Source organism: Chryseobacterium taklimakanense (assembly GCF_900187185.1).
Taxonomy (GTDB): Bacteria; Bacteroidota; Bacteroidia; order Flavobacteriales; family Weeksellaceae; genus Planobacterium; species Planobacterium taklimakanense.
The window spans coordinates 1,193,977-1,213,777 of the sequence record NZ_LT906465.1; the positions used below are offsets into that span (position 1 = coordinate 1,193,977).

The window sequence follows — 19,801 nt, forward strand, 5'->3', positions numbered from 1 at the left end:
AAAAATGGTTCAAATAGGAGATAAATTAATTTCTGAGGATATTTTTTCCGAAGAATTCGTGTGCAACCTTACCAAATGCAAAGGCGCCTGCTGTGTAGAAGGTGATGTGGGCGCACCTTTGGATCGTGAAGAAACCAGGATCCTTGAAGAAATTTTTGATAAGGTAAAACCCTACTTGCGTCCGGAAGGCGTTAAAGCTCTGGAGGAACAGGGAACCTGGACGGTAGACCCGATGGACGGCGATTTTGTGACGCCGATGGTTAATGGTGAAGAATGCGCGTATGTTATTTTTGATGAAAAAGGCATTACCAAATGCGGTATCGAAAAAGCTTATGAAGACGGCGCGGTGGACTGGCAAAAGCCGATTTCCTGCCATCTTTACCCCATTCGTGTGAGTGAATATTCCACTTTTACAGCATTAAATTACCACGAATGGCCAATCTGCAATGATGCCTGCGTTTTGGGCAAAGAGCTGCAGGTTCCGGTTTATAAATTTCTGAAAGGCCCGATCATCAGGAAATATGGTGAAGAATTCTACAGTATTTTGTCGGATGCGGCTGATGAGTGGAAAAAAGAATTCGGCAGCCGATAAAGATTAGAGAGATACCCAATATATGGGCAAATGTTTCCCGCTTTGAATTTCTATGTTTTTGATCCTCCCTTTCGTGTAACCGTTTTAATATAAGTCCACTTTTTCCATCAGTTTTTTCGACAGAAAAAAGGGCGGCACGCCAAGCGTGCCGCCCGAAACATATCTGAATTTATTTCACTATTTAAAGTCTGCTTCAGAAACCCCAGAGTTCAAAACTACATCTGCAGTTACCATTTCAATCTGCTCTCCCATCGCTGAAATTTCCATTTTTACCGGAAATTTAATTCCGCCGAAATCTTTGTATTCCAGGATTTTCATTTCACCCATTTCTGCACCGCCACGGTAGAGCAAACCGGTTTCTGCATCGAAATAAGTTTTCCCTTTATCAGATGTCAGCACATAGTAATTTCTTCCGTTTTCTGATACCTTTTCAACAGATTTGTAATCTGAAGCTTTCATCGAAAGCGCGTCAAACATTTTCTTGACTTTGAACTGCTTTACCTGTTCAGGTGTAAGGTCTATCTTCTGCCCCATTTGTGAAACGTAGCCTTTCTCACCATCGAAAACGCTTACGGCCATATCATTGCCCATCATACTTTGGGTCATTTTCATTTTATTAGGCGCCATCTGAAGCGTGGTTATCGTTAAATCCATCCCCTGAACTTTCATCGTGGAAACCGTTTTTACAGATTTCACTGCTTCAAGTTTTGCTTTCCCGCCGAGCGCTGCAACGTATTTATCAATCACCTGCTGTACTGTAAGGTCTTTCACCGCAGTCGCCGGAGCTGCTGAAGCTGCAGGTTTAGCCTCTTTATTCACGTTCGCTTCCCAACCGTCTTCAGGCATCAGTGTTGCCGAAATCAAATTGTTTTTTGTAAGATATTTTTTAGCAACGTTTTGCAGATCTTTTACGGTAAGGGCTTTTACTTTCTCCTCATAATTCAGGATTTCGTATCTGTCGCCACCTTCCAGCTGATAATTTACCATATTGGAAAGCCAGTAGTTGTTGTCTTTCAGCTGCACTTTATTGTCATTAAGCTCTCCTTCCTTATATTTATCCAGGTCTTTCTGTTCCGGCCCGTTATCAATCAGTTTCTGCATTTCTGCTAAAGCTGCTTTGGTCAGTTTGTCAACGTTTTCCGGCCCTAAAGGAAAATTGATGCTGAAGAACCAGGAACCGTAGGGAACTTTGGCCATACCACCTCTTGCGCCACCGCCGTAGATGCCGCCTTCTTCTTCTCTTAATTTTTCAATCACTTTTATCGTAGCTACTTCACCCAGAGCGGCCAGTGCCAGATCTTCTTTTTCGTTATAATTCGCAAGGCCACCATAAATCAGCTGTACCATACTTTTCGGATCCTTACCTTTTTTGTAAACTTTGGTATGGTTTCCGTAAACCGGCTTGTAGCCAGTATCTTTGTAAGTTGAAGTTTTGTTTGCAGAAGGTAAACTCGCCAGATACTGCGTTGTGTAATCTTTCAGTTTTGCCTCATCAATATTTCCTACAAAATAGAAGTGGAAGTTTCCGGCGTTGGCAAATCTTTCTTTGTAAAAGTCGTAAGCTCTTTTGTAGTCGGTTTTTGCCCAATCTGCCTCGAAAGGAACAAGGCCGGTAAACCTCGGGTTATTTTGGTTTCTGAATTTCTGGAATTCATTTTGGAAATAGAAATTAGGATCCGAAGCCAGGTTTGCAAACATTGCATTTTGCTTTTCTTTATAAGCGTTAAAAGCTGCGGGATCGTAATTCAGTCCGGTAAAGTAAGAATAAATAAGCTCCATCATCGTTCCCAGATCCTTCTGAACCGTTCTTCCGCTTAAACCTTCAGTCAGGTTTCCGACAGACGGATTCACGCTCACCTGTTTTCCGGCAAGGTAATTGGCAATGTCATTTTTGCTGTATCCGTTTACACCAGCTTCCGCAAGTGCAGGAAATGCAAACTGCGTTTTGATATAATCTGCATCATTAAGCAGTGAGTTACCACCCAAACTTCTCGCTGAAAACAGAATTTCATCTTCCTTGAAGTCGGTTTTCTTATAAGTTACTTTGGCGCCGTTGCTTAGTGTGAATGTGGTAGTTCCAAGTTTCGCATCAGTTTCAGTTTTTACAATCTTACCTGTGGATTTGAAAGCCTTTACCAGATTTGCGATCGTCGCTTTTTCTTTGTAAGGCTCAATTTTAGCCAATTTAACTTCATCAAAAACTTTAAGAACCTGAGCGTCGTTCGGATATGAAATTCCGTCTTTCTTAGGTCCTGTGAAAACCACTACCCTGTTATCATCACGCACAAATCCTTTGATCACCTCATTGGTTTGTGCTAAAGTTACTGACGGCAGATAAGTTTTATTCTGTTCATATTCCCAGGCAATTCCCGGAATCACTTCAGCTTCAAGGAAGTTCCGCACATATTCGTTCACTAAAGATGAACTTTCAGTTTTATCACGGTTATTGTATGACCTTTCAAGTCCGGAAAGAATTTGAGATTTAGCTCTGTCAAGTTCAGTTTGGGTAAAACCGAATCTGTTGGCACGTTCGATTTCTTCAAGCAAAACCTTTAATGCGGCAAGGTGTCCGCCGTCTTTGGTCACTGCCATTCCTGTAAATGCTTCTTTCGTTCTCAGGAAATTACCATAGCTCACTAATCCAAAGGTGAAAGGCGGATTGTTTGAATTGGTAAGTTCTCTGAGGCGGTTATTCATCATCGTGTTTACAAGATTCTGAACAATGGATTTGTTGTAGTCAGCTACGGTAATCAGCGGTTTTTTCAGACCGTCGTCTTTCATTATCAGCTGTACCTGTGATGAAGTTGCATCGGGATCAGTTTCCACAGAAACCAAAGTTTCTTTATGGCTTGGCATTCCGTAAACCGTTCTTTCTCTTGGTTTTGCGGGATTTTTATATTTACCGAAGTTCGTTTTAACCTTCTGTTCCACTTCATCTACATTGATGTCGCCCACCACAACCAGCGCCATTAGGTCCGGACGGTACCACTCCTGATGAAATTTTCTTAAAACTTCCGGCTTAAAATTTTCAAGAATGTCCTTGCTTCCGATCGGCAGGCGTTTCGCATACTGGGAGTTGTAAGCAACTTTCGGAAGCCACCTATCCATCATTCTTTTCTCGGGGCCTAATCCGAGCCTTAATTCTTCAAGAACAACACCTCTTTCCTTATTGATTTCCTCATCCGTTAAAAGTGCGTTGAAAGCCCAGTCTTCCATTACTTTGAGGCCCAGGTCAAGATTCCCTGGCTTGTCTAGCGGTACCGGGAGCATGTAAACAGTTTCGTCGAAGCTCGTATAAGCATTCAGGTGCTGGCCAAACTTGATCCCTACCGACTGCAGGGCATCAACCAATTTGTTTCCCGGAAAATTTTTAGTTCCGTTGAAGTTCATGTGCTCCATAAAGTGGGCAAGGCCAAGCTGAGACTCATCCTCAAGCACGGAGCCTGCGTTGATGGCAAGGCGCATCTCCACTTTTTTCTCAGGTTTTACATTTTTGCGGATGTAGTATTTCATCCCGTTGGGCAGAGTGCCGATCCTGACCGAATTGTCGACCGGAACGTTCTGTGCGATTAAACTTCCCACCATAAAAAGAAACAGTGAGAACGATAATAATAGTTTTTTCATTAAAAATTGGGTTTTTAGTACGAGCCTAAGATAATGATTAAAAATAATATGCGACAAAATAAAAACTGTTAAATATCTTATAAAGTTTACATAAAAAAACCGCTGAAAAATCGGCGGTTAAAGGTTTTTCATAAAAAATACATTTTATATATTCTTAAGTAAAGGATAATTTTTCTTCAAATAATAGATAATAGCACTCACTATTACCATAAGACCCAAATCTTGTAATACACCGATATAATATACACCCTTCATAAACAACGAAATAATGAAAGCAATAGTCATTAAGCCTGAAATAAGCATATAATTTTTGAAAAAGCTATTATTAACCTGTTGTGCATTTAGAAATTAAAAAGAAAAAAGATTGTTCATTTGATTAAAAAATCGTATATTTAATTGGTTACCAAGCCATTAAATACATGAACAATCTCATTCAAAACTACGAAATTATTTTAAAAGAATTGACAAAAACCTGCAACCATATCACCACTAAGAAGCAAATCAGACTTCCAAAAATGTCCGACTTGGAACTTGTGGCACTTAATATTACCGCAGAATACATGTCGATTAACTCTGAACTACAGTTGTTTAGGTGTATTTCGGGAACTGGTTTGGACGAAAAGATAGAAAGAAGCGTATATAACAGAAGGAAAAGAAAACTTTTCCCTTACATTGAGAAAATTCGGGAAACTCTGAGCGGAAAGTTTGCAGACTTTACCGACGTCTTCATTGTGGATTCAACACCCATTGAAATATGTAAAATAAGCAGGGCAAATCGTTCCGCAATTTGCTCTACGGATGAAATCAAACCTGCATTTGGATATTGTGCGGCGCAGAAGTCAAGATATTTTGGCTATAAACTACATGCAGTTTGTGATAAGAATGGAATCTTTCACTCTTTTGATTTTTCGCCCGCAAATGTCCACGATGTAAATTATCTTTTCGATATTAAAGAAAATTTTCAAAATTGTTTATTAATCGGAGACAGAGGATATATCAGCAAAGAATTGCAAGTGGATTTATTCAATTTCTCCAAGATTAACCTTTCGGTTCCTATGCGCAGGAATCAACATGGTTTTGTGGAGTTTTCAAGGACGAAATCAAAAATAAGAAAGAGAATTGAAACCAATATCTCGCAACTGTGCGGACAGTTCACCATAAACACGAACTTTGCAAAAACCTTTCAAGGTCTTGCGACAAGAATAGTGTCAAAAATAACTTCTTTCACAATGATTCAATACCTGAATTTCTTCGTGTTTAAAAGAAGTTTAAATAAACTAAAAGTTAATTTGTGCTAAATGCACAACAGGTTATTATTAATTTGTTTTATTATTTATGTTGTTAAAATTAAAATTAAAATTAAGCAAATATAATTTTGTTAAAATATGTTAATTTTTAACAAAACTAAAAAACCGCTGAAATTTCAGCGGTTTACAATATTAGTCTTTAAATTTTTATTTCTTAAGCTCTTCCAAAAACTCATCATGAGAAATGGCAGTTTCTTTTTTAGTCGCTTTTTCAAGAATAACGTCTTTCAGTTTAGACATGGCTACTTCTGAAGAGATCTGCTGAATCCGGTTTTGGTCTTTCAGCATCTCCACAGCGTATTTCTGGATTTCTTCATCCGGTAAATGGTGTATTCCGTAGATGGCCAGCTGGTTTCTCACCAACTGTTCTGCCTGTGCCAACACATCAGCATAATCCAACTTAATATCGTTGTCATTCATCAGTTTCCCTTCGATGATCTGGTACTTCACCTGATTTTTTTCGGCTTCCAGAACTTCTTTAGCCTGCTCTTCGGAAGTGATGTTCTGGTTGCTGAACATTAACCATTTTGTAAGGAACGCTTCCGGAAGTTTTACTTCCTCCTTTTCGTTAACCTGCTCCAGGATTTTGTTGACGAAATGTACGTCTGCATTCTGCTGGAAGAACTCGTCAAGCTCAGCTTTCACTTTATTTCTAAGTTCTTCTTCCGATGTAATGTTTCCTTCACCATAAACTTTATCAAACAATTCCTGGTTCAGCTCGTGGAGCTTCAGTCCGTAGATGTCAACCACTTTCACTTCAAGCTCATCGTGGTGAAGGTGCTCCGCCTCATCCTTCGAGAAACCAAGCTGTTTTGCCAATTCTTCGTTAGCCTGAACATCAGCTTTAGAAACCTTAAGGGTTTCGTCTTTCTTAAGTTTTTTCACCAGGTCATAAGCTTCTTTATTGTCTTTGCTTATCGTAACTGTCTTAGGATGGTGATGGTGCTCGCCTTCTGCATCAGCCTCTACAACCTGCGAAACCTGAAGTGTTACATAAGAATCTTTACCGATTTTTTCCTGCTCCTCTCTCTCAGCAAATCTCTTCTGCATGTTTTCGATGCTTTGCCCGATTTCTTTATCAGAAGCTTCTACTTTATAGTGTGGCGCTTCGTATTTAGCAAGATCAATTTTGAAATCCGGTTCGTAACCCACCTCGAAAGCTACAGAAAGCTGCTCTGCATTAAAGTCCAAATCATCCACTGGCACCGGTACCGGCTGGCCCACAAGCTTCAGGTTGTTTTCGTTTACATAGTTGTTCAGCGCTTCAGAAACCTGCTTGTTGATCTCCTCGAAAGAAACTGGAGCCTCATACTGCTTTCTTACCATGCTCATCGGAACTTTTCCTTTTCTGAAACCTGGCACCTGCGCATTTTTAGCATAGTTGTGCAGCTGTTTTTCCACTTTGTCTTTATAATCAGCCTTGTCTATTGTAACCGTAAGCAATGCACTTACCTCATCGTGATTTTGTGCTGTAACCTTCATTATTTTTAAATATTGTTTTTATTAAAATTTTGGTTCGCAAAAATAGGAATTTTTTATTAAAAAATGCTTAATAATCAGCAAACTGTTTATAAAAAAATACGGCAGATTACTGCCGCATTTTGAAATAATGATGAATATCCTAATTACTGAATGCTGATCAGGGCATTTACATCCGCTTCACCCCCGGTCATTTTCCCAAGCTGGTTTGTGGCAGAAGGATAATTTTGATCTACTGACGTTGGCGTATGAAAAAGTTTAAGGCTCACCTTCGCGTTTGATGGTGCTGAATTGATGCTCCATTCCGTTTTTACACCTAATTTTTTACCGTCAGTTCTTACAATGTCATCCGCTGCCCTCACTAAGTTCGCACCAATTCCTGCAAATTCAAAAACGATGAAGTGCTCATCTTTTTCTTTAATGATCTCATCAAGCATACTGTGATAATGGTCATCATGCTTATGGAAAAAATCAACGCTTACCAGATAAGATTTTCCGTTTTGTAGGGTAAGTGCCTTATCAGCATTTCCCCCGATATAATTCACGGTCTGCACATTCGCAGCATTGGATTTTTCAGTTACGGTCAGTGTAATTTTTTCGATTTCTTCATGCTCGTGAATATCTTCCGGAACATCGTCCGCGTTACGGCAGGAAAGGATGAAAAGTGAAGCGAAAATAACTAAGATCAGATTAAATATGTTTTTCATTTTGATTAAATTTTAATTGTTTAAAAGTTATATTTAAGGGTAAGAATCAGGCTTCTGCCCAATTCCGGTGCGAAAAACCTCAGTCTGTTGAGATAATCGCGGTATTCTGTATTCAAAAGATTATTGATTCTGAAATTGACATTGAAATTTCTGAAAACATCCATTCCTGCAGCAGCATTAAAAACACTGTACCCTGCCGGCGGTGTGGAAGTATCCAGAGTTCTGGTGACCAGTTGACCACTTTCGATCAGGTCCAGGTTTACATTCCGGACCGGGAAATGGTTTTGTTTCAGGAAAGTTTCATTTTCCAGAGTGAAATATAATTTCGACGGTTTTCCTAAGCTGAATTCCAGGGAGTTTTTGAAATTTAACGGCATCATCAGGATCAGCGGTTCATCATTTTTCAGGTCATCGCCACGCAATGCTGAAACCTGAGAATTCCACTTGAAATTATCTGTAAAATTCAGTTCCAGATCTGCATCTACGCCATAAATCCTTGCTTTGGTCTGAAGATAATCCCAGATCATAAAGATCCCCCGGTTTGAATTCTGGATTCCCGTCGGCACCTGGTTAATGAAATTGTCAGAAGTCATCAGATATGGATTTATTTCTACCTCAAGTCCTTTCAACACCGGAATTCTCCCCTTTGCTGAAAGACTGAAATGATAAACTTCCTCTTTCCTGATTGATAAATCACCGCGTTCAATAATCGCCGCCGAATGGTGAAGCCCGTCCGCAAAAAGCTCCGCCGCATTTGGTGTACGGCTTGCCCGGGAAACATTCACACTTAAATCCCAGTTCTGGCCGGGTCTGTACTTGATTCCCGCATTTGCAGAAATATTGTGAAAATCCAGCACCGGCCTCGTCAGCACTCTGCTGCCGCTTCTTTTGATCACAAAGTTTGAAAAAAGATTTTCAAACCTTCTCTCCCATTCGTTTTCATCGTAATATTTGTAGGCATCATATCGGTTAAAGTCATACCGGGCACCAAATTCAGCATTCAGCTTTTTTGAAAATCGGTACTGAAAAACTGAAAACAGGCCTGCATCATAGCGGTAATAATCCGGGATCAGCCGTCTTGCCTGCGTGGCGGGATTCGGATAATTATCCTGCAGCGCGCCTGAAATTCCGCTTTCCAGCTGCCATTTTTCGCGCTCAATGAGATGTTCCAGTTTTGCCTGATGCGTTATCAGACGCAGATCCATCGATGGCAAATCATTCAGTTCACCTCTCCGCAAATCATATTCTTTCCGGTTATTCAACTGAAAAGAATAGTGAAATGACAGTTTACCAAAACCATAAAACCTTTTATAAGCTTCAAGTTTGGCAATGTGATGGCTGACTTCCTGCTTTGGATTCGTGATTTTGTACCGGAAATCATCATAATAAGCCACAGAATTTCCCTTGGCAACCGCATTGTAGAAATCTTCCGGTCCACCCAAATGCGACCCTCTGAAAATTCCAAAATTCTGGCTGATGCCGCTGTAGCTGGCTTCAAAACCCTGCACAAAATTCCGGTTACCAAAGGAAAAATTCATCGAATGTTCCTCCGTTCCGGTATTTTGCAGCGTATGGTGAGGGATGTACAAATCGCCAAGTTTCTGATAAGTCCCGGCACCGTGCACAAACCACCGGTTTTGCCAGATTTTTGCCAAATCTGCGCCAACTTTAGCACCCCGCCCGTTCGAAATTCCGGAGATTAAAACTTCGCCCATGATGGAATCTCTTGCAGGAAAGATTTTGGGCTCCAGAACCACTACACCGCCCGCAGCATCGCCACTGTATTTCAGTGTTCCTGAACCCTTTATGACATTGATCCTCTCAAAATTGGTAGTTTCAATGCTTGGCGCATGTTCCACGCCCCATTCCTGTTCTGCCATCCTCACACCGTTATTGATGATCGAGATGCGGCTCCCATAAAGCCCGTGAATTACAGGTTTCGATATGCTGTTTCCGGTTTTCAAGGTGCTGACGCCTGAGATTCGCTGTAAGATATTTCCCAGATTTTCAGTTGAATTCCTGGCAATTGTACTGTGATCCAGCGTTTTCACAGTCGTCAGACCCGCAGACGTTTGCCGGCGGTGCAAGGCCACCGTTTCGATATCGTGGATGTGATGCTCGAGGCTTAAAGTTATGTGCAGATTTTCTGAAACTTCAATCACTTCCGAAAACGGTTCACATGCCGGGTGCATGGCAGCAAGGTTATGTTTTCCTTCAGAAATACCCCTAATGGTAAACCTTCCCTGCGCATCGGTAATCGTCGACTTTTCACCGATGGTTACTCGGGCATCCTTCAGGAAAGTTTTGTCATGAAAATCCTGTACTGTTCCCGAAACTGTGTACGTTTTCTGGGCATTAAAAAGTGTAATTCCCACAAGGAAACACACGAAATTTAATAGTAATTTCATTTAAAATTATTTAAAATACATCAAGCCCTGCATCAATATGCAGAACCATAATCATTTGAATAAGAATTTTTTTAAATGAAAAAAACCGGCGGCCCCCGAAGGTAAAAATAGCGCAGATCAGAAGAGAACTCCCTGCACAGATAAAATGTTTCGTACTGTGAACCTTCTTCAGCAGGAAAAATCCGATAGGCAAATTCTTCCGGAGAAAAAGATATTTTATGGGTTAAAAAGTGGCAGGCCACACAATCGTTCGGGCCTGTAATTTTTGAAAAACTGCTGACGGATTTTTCAGTTTTTGAAAACCCACCATCCTGAAAAAAACCGTGCGAATGGTGATGGAATTTTGCCGAAAACAGGACTACGAAAGCATATACCGACACCAGAAGCAGCGATATATATTTCTGTATGGATTTATTTTTCAGCATCGGGCAAAGTTAAACAATTATTAAATAACGTCCTGCCTTAAATCATGAATGTCATATGGGGTAAAATTTGTAAATTTGCTACTCATCAGAAATAAGGAAATATGACGACGAATTCCAGAGTAAAAAAGATTGGAGTTTTCACCTCAGGAGGCGATGCGCCGGGAATGAATGCCGCGATCCGCGCCGTAGTGAGAACCGCAATTTTCCACGGTATTGAAGTGGTTGGAGTGAGAGAAGGTTATAACGGACTGATTGAAGGTCATTTTACCAAGATGGGACCCCGTTCCGTAAGTAACATCATCAATTTGGGCGGTACCATTCTGAAATCTGCCCGCTCAATGGAATTCAAGACACCGGAAGGCCGCAAAAAAGCATTCGAAAACTGCCAGCAACAGGGCATTGAGGCTTTGGTCTGCATCGGTGGTGACGGTACATTCACCGGAGCACAGATTTTCAGTGAAGAGCATGGCATTAAAGTAATCGGGGTGCCCGGAACCATTGATAACGACATTTTCGGTACAGACTTCACCATCGGCTTCGATACAGCGCTTAACACAGCGATGGAAGCCATCGATAAAATCCGTGATACCGCAACTTCACACAGCCGTGTTTTCTTTATTGAGGTGATGGGCCGCGATGCCGGATTCATCGCCCTGAACAGTGGTATAGCAACCGGAGCAGTAGATATTTTGATCCCTGAACGCAATGACAGCCTGGAAGACCTTTTCAGGAATTTTGAAAAAGCCAAAAAGCGCGGCAAAAATTCAAGTATTGTCGTAATCGCTGAAGGTGAAACCCTGGCAAGCACTTACGAACTGGCCAATAAAACCAAAGAAAAGTTTCCTGATTACGATATCCGTGTGGCAATTTTAGGACATATCCAGAGAGGCGGTTCGCCTAGCTGCGCTGACCGTGTTCTGGCCTCAAGGCTTGGTTACGGAGCTGTCATCGGCTTGATGAAAGGCCTTACCAATGTGATGGCCGGTATACGTTCCAATCAGCTGGTTTACACGCCAATCGAAGACGCCATCAAGAAACACAACGAAATCAATCAGGATCTGCTTCAGATTTCAGAGATATTAGCACTGTAAACAAAATAATTAATCTAATAAATTTTCAACTTATGTCAACAATTAAAGTAGGTATTAACGGATTCGGGAGAATCGGAGGGTTAGTTTTCAATGCGATGCTCGAGAGAGACAACATCGAAATCGTTGGTATCAACGACCTTATCAACGCTGAATACATGGCGTACATGATGAAATACGATTCAGTACACGGCAGATTCAGCGGTGATATCCAGATTGAAGGTAACGACCTTATTGTCAACGGAAAGAAAATCAGAGTAACTTCTGAAAGAGACCCTAATAACCTGAAATGGAACGAAGTAGGCGCAGATTACATCGTGGAATCTACAGGTTTATTCCTTTCTAAAGATACTGCAGAAGCTCACCTGAACGCGGGTGCAAAAAAAGTGGTTCTTTCTGCTCCGTCAAAAGACGATACGCCGATGTTCGTAATGGGGGTCAACCACAAAGAACTTACCGATGACGTGAAAATCTTCTCAAACGCATCCTGTACTACCAACTGTCTGGCACCTTTGGCAAAAGTTCTGCACGATAATTTTGGTATTGCAGAAGGTTTGATGACTACCGTACACGCTACTACCGCAACACAAAGAACTGTTGACGGACCTTCTATGAAAGACTGGAGAGGTGGCCGTTCAGCTTTATTGAACATCATCCCTTCATCTACAGGTGCTGCAAAAGCGGTTGGCAAAGTAATTCCTTCCCTAAACGGAAAGCTCACTGGTATGTCTTTCAGAGTACCAACTGCTGACGTTTCTGTAGTGGACCTTACTGCAAGACTTGAAAAACCGACTTCATACGACGAAATCTCTGCAGCGATGAAAGCCGCATCAGAAGGCGAGCTGAAAGGAATCCTCGGTTATACTGAAGATGCTGTGGTTTCTCAGGACTTCATCGGCGACAAGAGGACTTCAATCTTCGATAAAGACGCGGGCATCATGCTGTCACCAACTTTCGTGAAAGTAGTTTCCTGGTATGATAACGAAACCGGTTATTCCAACAAACTTACTGACCTTTTGGTACACGCTGCATCTTTATAATCATACGCAATATCATAAACTCCAGACCTCTCGATTTTTCGGGAGGTTTTTTTTGATAAAGTAGAAAGCAAATGAAAAACTCTTAATCATCTTAGTGAACATATCAAAGTACAAATCCTCATTTCAAATGAAGCGAAGCAGTCTCATCGTATTATCAATGTGGGCAATCCCCTTGCCAACCCCTGTGGCAGCACCCCGGGTCGGGCTATCCACTGCAATCTTTTTTGGCAGCTTCGGGAACCTCAGCCACCAAAAAAGGATTTCCGTTACTATCCCTATTGCGGAAAATACGGCGTAAAAATTGCAGAAACATCCCAAATTAATATAAAATGAAAATCCTAATCACCGTCATTTTTTTCATTTTACAGATCACCGCCTCCGAGTTTGCCGTACGCGAACTGGTTTTTTCGGATGCAACGCCAACTTTTCTGGAAAAAATAATTTATCATCTCGTTACTGCGCCGCCTTTCATTATCGCACTCATTTTAATTTCAGAAACTAAAAACTTATACAAAACCTTCGGTTATACCTCAATATTTTACGTCATTTCAATTATTGTTATACAGTTGTTTTTAAAAATCCCAAACAGTGTCGATTATCCCACGGGAGTCTCAGCAAGCATCGGTAGTTACGGATTTTTCCAGACGGGCGGAAGTTTTGGCGGCTTATCACTATTTCCGCAAATTTTAGTCACCGCAATCACCACCTATTTACTCTATAAACAGAAATAATGCAGGCAAAACCAACATTTCACAACAGCCAACATTTCCAAAAATACTGGAACGAAGGCAACGGCAAAGAACTTATCGTCTGGGCCGGTAAAAAACCCGACATTCAAAATTTTAAGAAATACGCACACCTCTATCACGAAGTGGATCATCTGGGAGACGAAGCTGTAAAAGACACCTACTTAAAACTTCCGTACAACGAGGCCACCGCTATCGTACAAAAATGGACCACAAATCAAATCTCAGAAACCGACGACGCCCCGGAAAGCCTGAAAAAAATGTTTCTGCAAATGCAGCACATTCCCCATTGGTTTGACGAAGATTTGGCAAATACCGGCGCAAGATTCAATATGCGGACGGGAACCAATGCAATGATTGTTCTCCGGGATTTCTCTTTGATGGGCGGTTACGATTATGCTTATCTCAACAAACCCCTGGTTTTCACCGGCGCACTGAAAAAAGGTGCGGTTAAAAGACTGAAAGACACGCTTGAATTCTGGGTTCACGTCACGCGCGAAAACGCTTTGAAAATCAATTCCGAAGCTTACCAGCTGATCGTAAGAACGCGGCTGATGCATTCTTATGCCCGGCTGACCATCAAAAAGAAAGTCCCTGACTGGGATTACGAAAAATGGGGCGAACCGATCAACTGGTGGGATATGATTGCGACCTACACGGGATTTTCTCTTGTGTTTATGCAGGGTTTAAAGAAATTGGGCATCAAAATTTCACCGGAAGAAGAAAAAGGCGTTTTCCACCTGTGGAAATACGTCAGTTATCTTTTGGGAATTCCTGAAGAATATCTTCCTGAAAATGTGGAACAGGCTGTAGAACAGCTTTATCTGTGGAGCTCTTTGCAGGATGAGGCAGACGAAGACTCGGTGCAGCTTGCCGGAGCTTTGCTTGAAGAAAACCTTACCAATACAATTTACAAATTTCAGTTCCAGCGAAAATTACTGCTGCGGTTGCATCAGAGCATGAACCGGTTTCTGCTCGATCCCGAAATCAATGAACGTCTTGAAATTCCCAAACCAAGATTTGTTTCAGCCTTTCCAAAACTGATTATTCAGGCGAATGGACTCGCACAGAAATATTTTGACCTCAAAAATCCTGAAAACTACCGCAAACACGTAGAATTAGGCAACAAAAACCAGATGAAAGTGCTTGATGATTATATCAGACATTCGCCTAAGGATTTTCATTATTAAAACTATTGAAACAGTTTTACACATTCTCACATTACACGGAAAAATCTTTGAAAGGATTTTTCCTATGTGGAAATTTGCAAAACTGCTACCTTCAAAACACACAAAATCAAACTTAACTTTTAAGATTTGCTGTCCAAACTTTGGGAGCAACTATATATCTAAATTCCAAAAACGACATCCCCATAAGAGGACCATAATGCTCTTGAAAAGCTACCGGAGATTCCGTTCAACGGGCTTTCATCTTGTGTCCTGCGGACAAGACGAAAGCTTAGTTATTAGGCGTAGTTTTTTTTATAATTCCGTTCCACAGTCCAAGCAAGAATATTTTTTTCGTTCAAAATCTCTATACGCAAATTTTTTGCAAATATCTGTATGACATCTCTTAACTTTTGTCAAAATAAATTCTTCCATATTCAAAGAATTACATGCAAACCTAGCCATTCTAATATCAGTAAAAGCATACTCATTGACAGCTTTCTTATTTGATCTAGTTACTAAACCAATTTTTTTTACGAGATTTGAAGCCGTCCATGGATTAATGATGTTGCGAATTGCTGGTGAATCTGCTGCAACTTTTTTTGAAACCAAATCCTCAATTGTGAATGATGCACAATTCGTTTTAGCAAGGTATCTCTTGTTATTATCATTTTGCAAAAATTCATCAATTTTTTCTTTGCAGAACATGTCAATTGAATTATTTATGACGGGAATCCGAAAAACTTTTGATGTTTTATCCGACTTAAATTGTTCAGATAGAATTCGATTACAGATTCTTATACAATCTCTGGGAGAAAACTCTGAAAATAATATGGTTCTTCCTAAGCCTTTAGTTTCATCAAATAAAGTTGCTGCATCAGTAATTCTACTTGAGCTATATGCAGCTAATCTTTTGTTTAGCATATTTCTTATTTGTGGATAATCCCACTCTAAAGAATATGAAAATAATCTGTCAGGTCTTGCGTCCTTGACACAATATGGTTTTAAAGCATCCCATAAGAAAAACTTAAAGGCAACGCCACTAGTTTCTAAAAGTTCTAAATCTCTAATCAATTCTGAAATAAATTGATAACTAGCTTTAGGATCATTACCTGTTAAATTTTGTTCATCTACTTTGTCAACTAAAATATAAATTGTCGAAACTCCTAATTTCTGTAATAATTCTTTGATATTTAAAAAGTTATCTTTATGCGACATTTGCAACTTTTTATCAATTTCAATTTTTGATATATCAATTTCGACACCTTTAGCCTTTGAAACTGACTTTACAATTTCAGCAATTGGTTCTTTAAATTTTTTCCAAATATCGAGTGCATAATCTTCATATCTTTTTAAAGAATTGATTGCTTGTTTCGGAAAAGAAGCAGGAGTATCAAATAAATAAATTCGACATAATTTATATAGGAACTGGCGTTCCTCAAATTTAAACTTATACATAAATTGATATTCTTCCAATTCTCCAAGCCTATTGAAAAAAGCAAGTAACATCAACCTGTTTAAATATTCTAAATGATATGATAAAGTAATTTCATCTGCAGTCCTAAAGTTTGTCAAATCATGATCTGTATAAGTGATAGTCAGAATATTATCAAATTCCTTTGCACGTTTTTCAATCATTAATCTTTGCGCGGTTTTACCCCCTCCTCTTGGAGCATAAATTATGTTTGATGCTGGAGAATCTGGATCACCCCAAACATCCTCAAAATAATCTGGAGCAATAAAATATTTATCTAATAAATTTGATTCATTATCTGCATTAGTATATTGGAATGGATTTTCATTAAATCCTAAAAATTCAATATATTCCTTTTTTGTCATGTTTTATCTTGTAAAATTACGCCTAACGGAAAAAGCATTTGCGAAGTGCGGGCTAAATGGAACTGAATGTTCAATTTCGACCAAACGAAGCCGATGCTTTTTTCTTACACTAAATTACTCTTTTTTGTGGAATAAAAAAGCAGCGGCGGATAAATTTTACCTTAAAACACAGACTGTTTCTGATGGTAATCCAGATTATTAAACCTAATGAAACTTAGGGAAATTATATTGCTACAAAATTTATCCACATTACGGAGTTCATCAAATATTAATTCCTTATTTTTGTTCAAATATACCTTTTAAATGAGTACAGCAGACGATAAAAAGAAAGCACTGGCACTGGTGCTTGAAAAACTGGATAAAACCTACGGAAAAGGCACCGTAATGACTTTGGGTGACGATTCTGTGGACACTTCCATTGAAGTTATTCCTTCCGGTTCGCTCGGTTTGGATATCGCCCTTGGTGTTGGCGGATATCCGAAAGGAAGGATCATCGAAATTTATGGTCCCGAATCTTCCGGTAAAACAACCCTGACACTTCACGCCATTGCAGAAGCACAAAAACAGGGCGGCATCGCAGCGTTTATTGATGCGGAACACGCTTTCGACAGGCATTACGCAGCAAAACTGGGAATCGACCTTGATGATCTGATCATTTCCCAGCCTGATAATGGTGAACAGGCGTTGGAAATTGCAGACAACCTGATCCGTTCGGGAGCTGTTGATATCGTGGTTATCGACTCGGTAGCAGCCCTGACGCCGAAAGCGGAAATCGAAGGAGAAATGGGCGATTCTAAAATGGGACTGCATGCAAGACTGATGTCGCAGGCGCTGAGAAAACTTACGGCAACCATTTCCAGAACGAAATGTACAGTAATCTTCATCAACCAGTTGAGGGAAAAAATAGGCGTAATGTTTGGCAACCCGGAAACTACAACCGGCGGTAACGCACTGAAGTTCTATGCATCTGTAAGAATTGACATTCGCAAAGCGAGCGCTCCGATTAAACAGGGCGACGAAGCTGTGGGCAGCCGCGTAAAAGTAAAAATCGTGAAAAACAAAGTAGCGCCACCTTTCAAAATGGCTGAATTTGATATTATGTATGGCGAAGGTGTTTCCAAAAGCGGAGAAATTCTGGATACAGCTGTTGAAATGGGCATCGTGAAGAAAAGCGGTTCATGGTTCAGCTACGAAGACACCAAACTGGGACAGGGACGTGACGCCGTGAAAGACGTTCTGCGCGACAACCCGGAACTGGCTGAAGAACTTGAAAACAAAGTAAAAGAAGCTATAAAAAAATAAATAATCTAAGATTAAAATAAGCAGAAAACAGCATCTCTTTGGTGCTGTTTTTTTTTGTATTTCCACCATTCAATGCCACTTTGTCACACTTCTCCTGATGGTCTTTTTTTTGAGTCTACCCCGGTAATCAATCAAAAATTATTATCATGACAAAAGGAAATATTAATGTTTCGGTAGAGAATATTTTTCCACTGATTAAGAAATTTCTCTACAGTGATCACGAAATTTTTCTTCGCGAACTGATCTCCAATGCCACCGATGCAACACTTAAACTTAAGCATCTGACCTCCATTGGCGAAGCCCAAGTGGAGTATGGCAATCCACAGATTGAAGTAAAAATTGATAAAGAAAACAAAACATTGCACATCATCGACCAAGGAATTGGAATGACGGCTGATGAGGTAGAAAAATACATCAATCAGGTTGCATTTTCCGGCGCTGAAGAATTTCTCGAAAAATATAAAGATTCTGCAAAAGACTCGGGAATAATCGGGCATTTCGGGTTAGGGTTCTACTCCGCATTTATGGTGGCCGACAAAGTAGAAATCCTTACCAAATCGTATAAAGACGAACCGGCGGTTTTGTGGATCTGCGATGGCAGTCCACAATTTACACTCGAAGAAACCGATGCAAAACAGGAGCGGGGCACGGAAATTATTCTGCACATTGCGGAAGATTCCACCGAGTTTTTAGATGAACAGCGCATACTTGGACTCCTGACCAAGTACAACAAATTCATGCCGGTGCCGATTAAATTTGGAAGTACCACACAAACCCTTCCATTACCTGAAGGCGCGCCTGATGATGCAAAACCCGAAACTGTAGAAGTTGACCGGATCGTAAACAACCCCAATCCCGCCTGGACGAAACCCCCTGCGGAACTCAACCGTGAAGACTATGCAAAGTTCTATCACGAACTGTATCCGATGCAGTTTGAAGAACCGCTTTTCAACATCCACCTCAATGTGGATTATCCGTTCAACCTTACCGGTATTCTCTTCTTCCCTAAATTGAGTAACAACCTGAATATCGAAAAAGACAAAATTCAGCTATATCAGAATCAGGTATTTGTCACCGATGAAGTCAACGGTATTGTTCCGGATTTTTTAATGCTGTTGAGAGGTGTGATTGATTCTCCTGATATTCCGCTGAATGTATCCAGATCTTACCTTCAGGCAGACGGTGCAGTGAAAAAAATATCATCGTACATCACGAAAAAAGTAGCCGACAAAATGGTATCGCTCATCAACGAAAACCGTGAAGATTACGAGCAAAAATGGAACGACATTAAAATTGTGATTGAATACGGAATGATCAGCGAAGAGAAATTCTTTGAAAAATCTGATAAATTTGCTCTCTACCCAAACACCGAGGGAACATACTATCTCTGGAATGAGCTGGAAGAAAAAATCAAAACTGCACAGACCGATAAGGACGGAAACTTAGTCATCTTGTATGCGACCAACGCGGATGCACAGCATTCTTACATTGAAACAGCGAAGGAAAGAGGTTACGAAGTACTGCTTCTTGATTCGCCAATTGTGCCGCACCTGATCCAGAAACTGGAATCGGCGAAAGAGAAAATTTCTTTTGCAAGAGTAGATGCGGATCACATCAACAATCTGATCAAAAAAGAGGATACCGCCATTTCCAAACTCAAAGACGAGGAAAAGGAAACCCTAAAGAAAAGCATCGAGGAAACGGTAAACGATAAAAAATTCACCGTTCAGATGGAAGATTTAGACAGCTCTGAAGCCTTATTCCTGATTACCCAGCCCGAATTTATGAGAAGGATGAAAGATATGCAGGCGACAGGCGGAGGTGGAATGTTCGGAATGAACGGCTTTCCGGAGATGTATAATCTGATCGTGAATACCAACAGTGATTTGGCTTCCGATATCCTGAACAGTACCGATGAAGATGCTAAAGAAATGAAAATTAAACATGCCCTGGATTTGGCGAAACTTTCTCAAAATCTTTTGAAGGGAAAAGAACTTTCAGATTTTATTGCGAGAAGCTATCAGCAGTTGAGCAAATAGACTGCTCTATAATAAAGTTGCGGCGCGGGCAAAGCCCGC

Annotated in this window: 14 protein-coding genes; 8 read left to right on the forward strand and 6 right to left on the reverse strand. The window is 40.5% G+C overall.

Annotated elements, in window-relative coordinates:
• The first annotated feature begins 4 nt into the window (after positions 1–4).
• Positions 5–592, forward strand: coding sequence for a DUF3109 family protein (locus tag CKV81_RS05665; protein ID WP_095071310.1), 588 nt, complete (start codon positions 5–7; stop codon positions 590–592).
• Positions 593–769: 177 nt separating this feature from the next.
• On the opposite strand, the gene CKV81_RS05670 is transcribed toward CKV81_RS05665, so the two are convergent.
• Positions 770–4,216, reverse strand: coding sequence for an insulinase family protein (locus tag CKV81_RS05670; RefSeq protein WP_095071312.1), 3,447 nt, complete (start codon positions 4,214–4,216; stop codon positions 770–772).
• A gap of 419 nt (positions 4,217–4,635) precedes the next feature.
• Here CKV81_RS05670 and CKV81_RS05675 point away from each other — a divergent pair, with 419 nt between their 5' ends.
• Positions 4,636–5,514, forward strand: a complete 879-nt coding sequence (locus tag CKV81_RS05675) for an IS982 family transposase (protein WP_095070070.1) — start codon at positions 4,636–4,638, stop codon at positions 5,512–5,514.
• Between the two features lie 156 nt (positions 5,515–5,670).
• Here the strand turns inward: CKV81_RS05675 and CKV81_RS05680 are convergent, their stop codons facing one another.
• From CKV81_RS05680 to CKV81_RS05695, 4 genes are all read right to left on the reverse strand, one after another.
• Positions 5,671–7,005, reverse strand: coding sequence for a trigger factor (locus tag CKV81_RS05680; protein ID WP_095071314.1), 1,335 nt, complete (start codon positions 7,003–7,005; stop codon positions 5,671–5,673).
• A gap of 143 nt (positions 7,006–7,148) precedes the next feature.
• Positions 7,149–7,709 carry a hypothetical protein gene (locus CKV81_RS05685; RefSeq protein WP_095071316.1) on the reverse strand — a complete coding sequence of 187 codons (561 nt, stop codon included), beginning with the start codon at positions 7,707–7,709 and terminating at the stop codon, positions 7,149–7,151.
• 20 nt (positions 7,710–7,729) lie between these two features.
• Positions 7,730–10,117: a TonB-dependent receptor gene (locus CKV81_RS05690; RefSeq protein ID WP_095071319.1), complete on the reverse strand. Its 2,388-nt coding sequence runs from the start codon at positions 10,115–10,117 to the stop codon at positions 7,730–7,732.
• 71 nt (positions 10,118–10,188) lie between these two features.
• Entirely contained in the window at positions 10,189–10,542 is a 354-nt protein-coding gene (locus CKV81_RS05695; protein ID WP_095071321.1) for a hypothetical protein, read from the reverse strand.
• Positions 10,543–10,643: 101 nt separating this feature from the next.
• On the opposite strand from CKV81_RS05695, the gene pfkA reads away from it, so the two are divergent.
• From pfkA to CKV81_RS05715, 4 genes are all read left to right on the forward strand, one after another.
• Complete coding sequence (pfkA, locus tag CKV81_RS05700) at positions 10,644–11,633, forward strand: 6-phosphofructokinase (protein WP_095071323.1); 990 nt, start codon at positions 10,644–10,646, stop codon at positions 11,631–11,633.
• A 32-nt stretch (positions 11,634–11,665) separates the two neighbouring features.
• Positions 11,666–12,670, forward strand: coding sequence for a type I glyceraldehyde-3-phosphate dehydrogenase (gene gap, locus CKV81_RS05705; protein ID WP_095071325.1), 1,005 nt, complete (start codon positions 11,666–11,668; stop codon positions 12,668–12,670).
• A 329-nt stretch (positions 12,671–12,999) separates the two neighbouring features.
• Complete coding sequence (locus CKV81_RS05710) at positions 13,000–13,401, forward strand: hypothetical protein (RefSeq protein WP_095071327.1); 402 nt, start codon at positions 13,000–13,002, stop codon at positions 13,399–13,401.
• Between the two features lie 395 nt (positions 13,402–13,796).
• Complete coding sequence (locus CKV81_RS05715; RefSeq protein WP_407641683.1) at positions 13,797–14,606, forward strand: oxygenase MpaB family protein; 810 nt, start codon at positions 13,797–13,799, stop codon at positions 14,604–14,606.
• 291 nt (positions 14,607–14,897) lie between these two features.
• Here CKV81_RS05715 and CKV81_RS05720 read toward each other — a convergent pair whose 3' ends face one another.
• Positions 14,898–16,421 (reverse strand): P-loop ATPase, Sll1717 family, encoded by a 1,524-nt coding sequence (locus CKV81_RS05720; protein WP_095071331.1) that lies wholly within the window; start codon positions 16,419–16,421, stop codon positions 14,898–14,900.
• Between the two features lie 303 nt (positions 16,422–16,724).
• On the opposite strand from CKV81_RS05720, the gene recA reads away from it, so the two are divergent.
• Together recA and htpG are read left to right on the forward strand one after the other, a co-directional pair.
• Positions 16,725–17,723, forward strand: coding sequence for a recombinase RecA (gene recA, locus CKV81_RS05730; protein WP_095071335.1), 999 nt, complete (start codon positions 16,725–16,727; stop codon positions 17,721–17,723).
• 146 nt (positions 17,724–17,869) lie between these two features.
• A complete protein-coding gene (htpG, locus tag CKV81_RS05735) occupies positions 17,870–19,762 on the forward strand; it encodes a molecular chaperone HtpG (protein ID WP_095071337.1) in 1,893 nt (630 codons plus the stop codon).
• Positions 19,763–19,801: the final 39 nt, after the last annotated feature.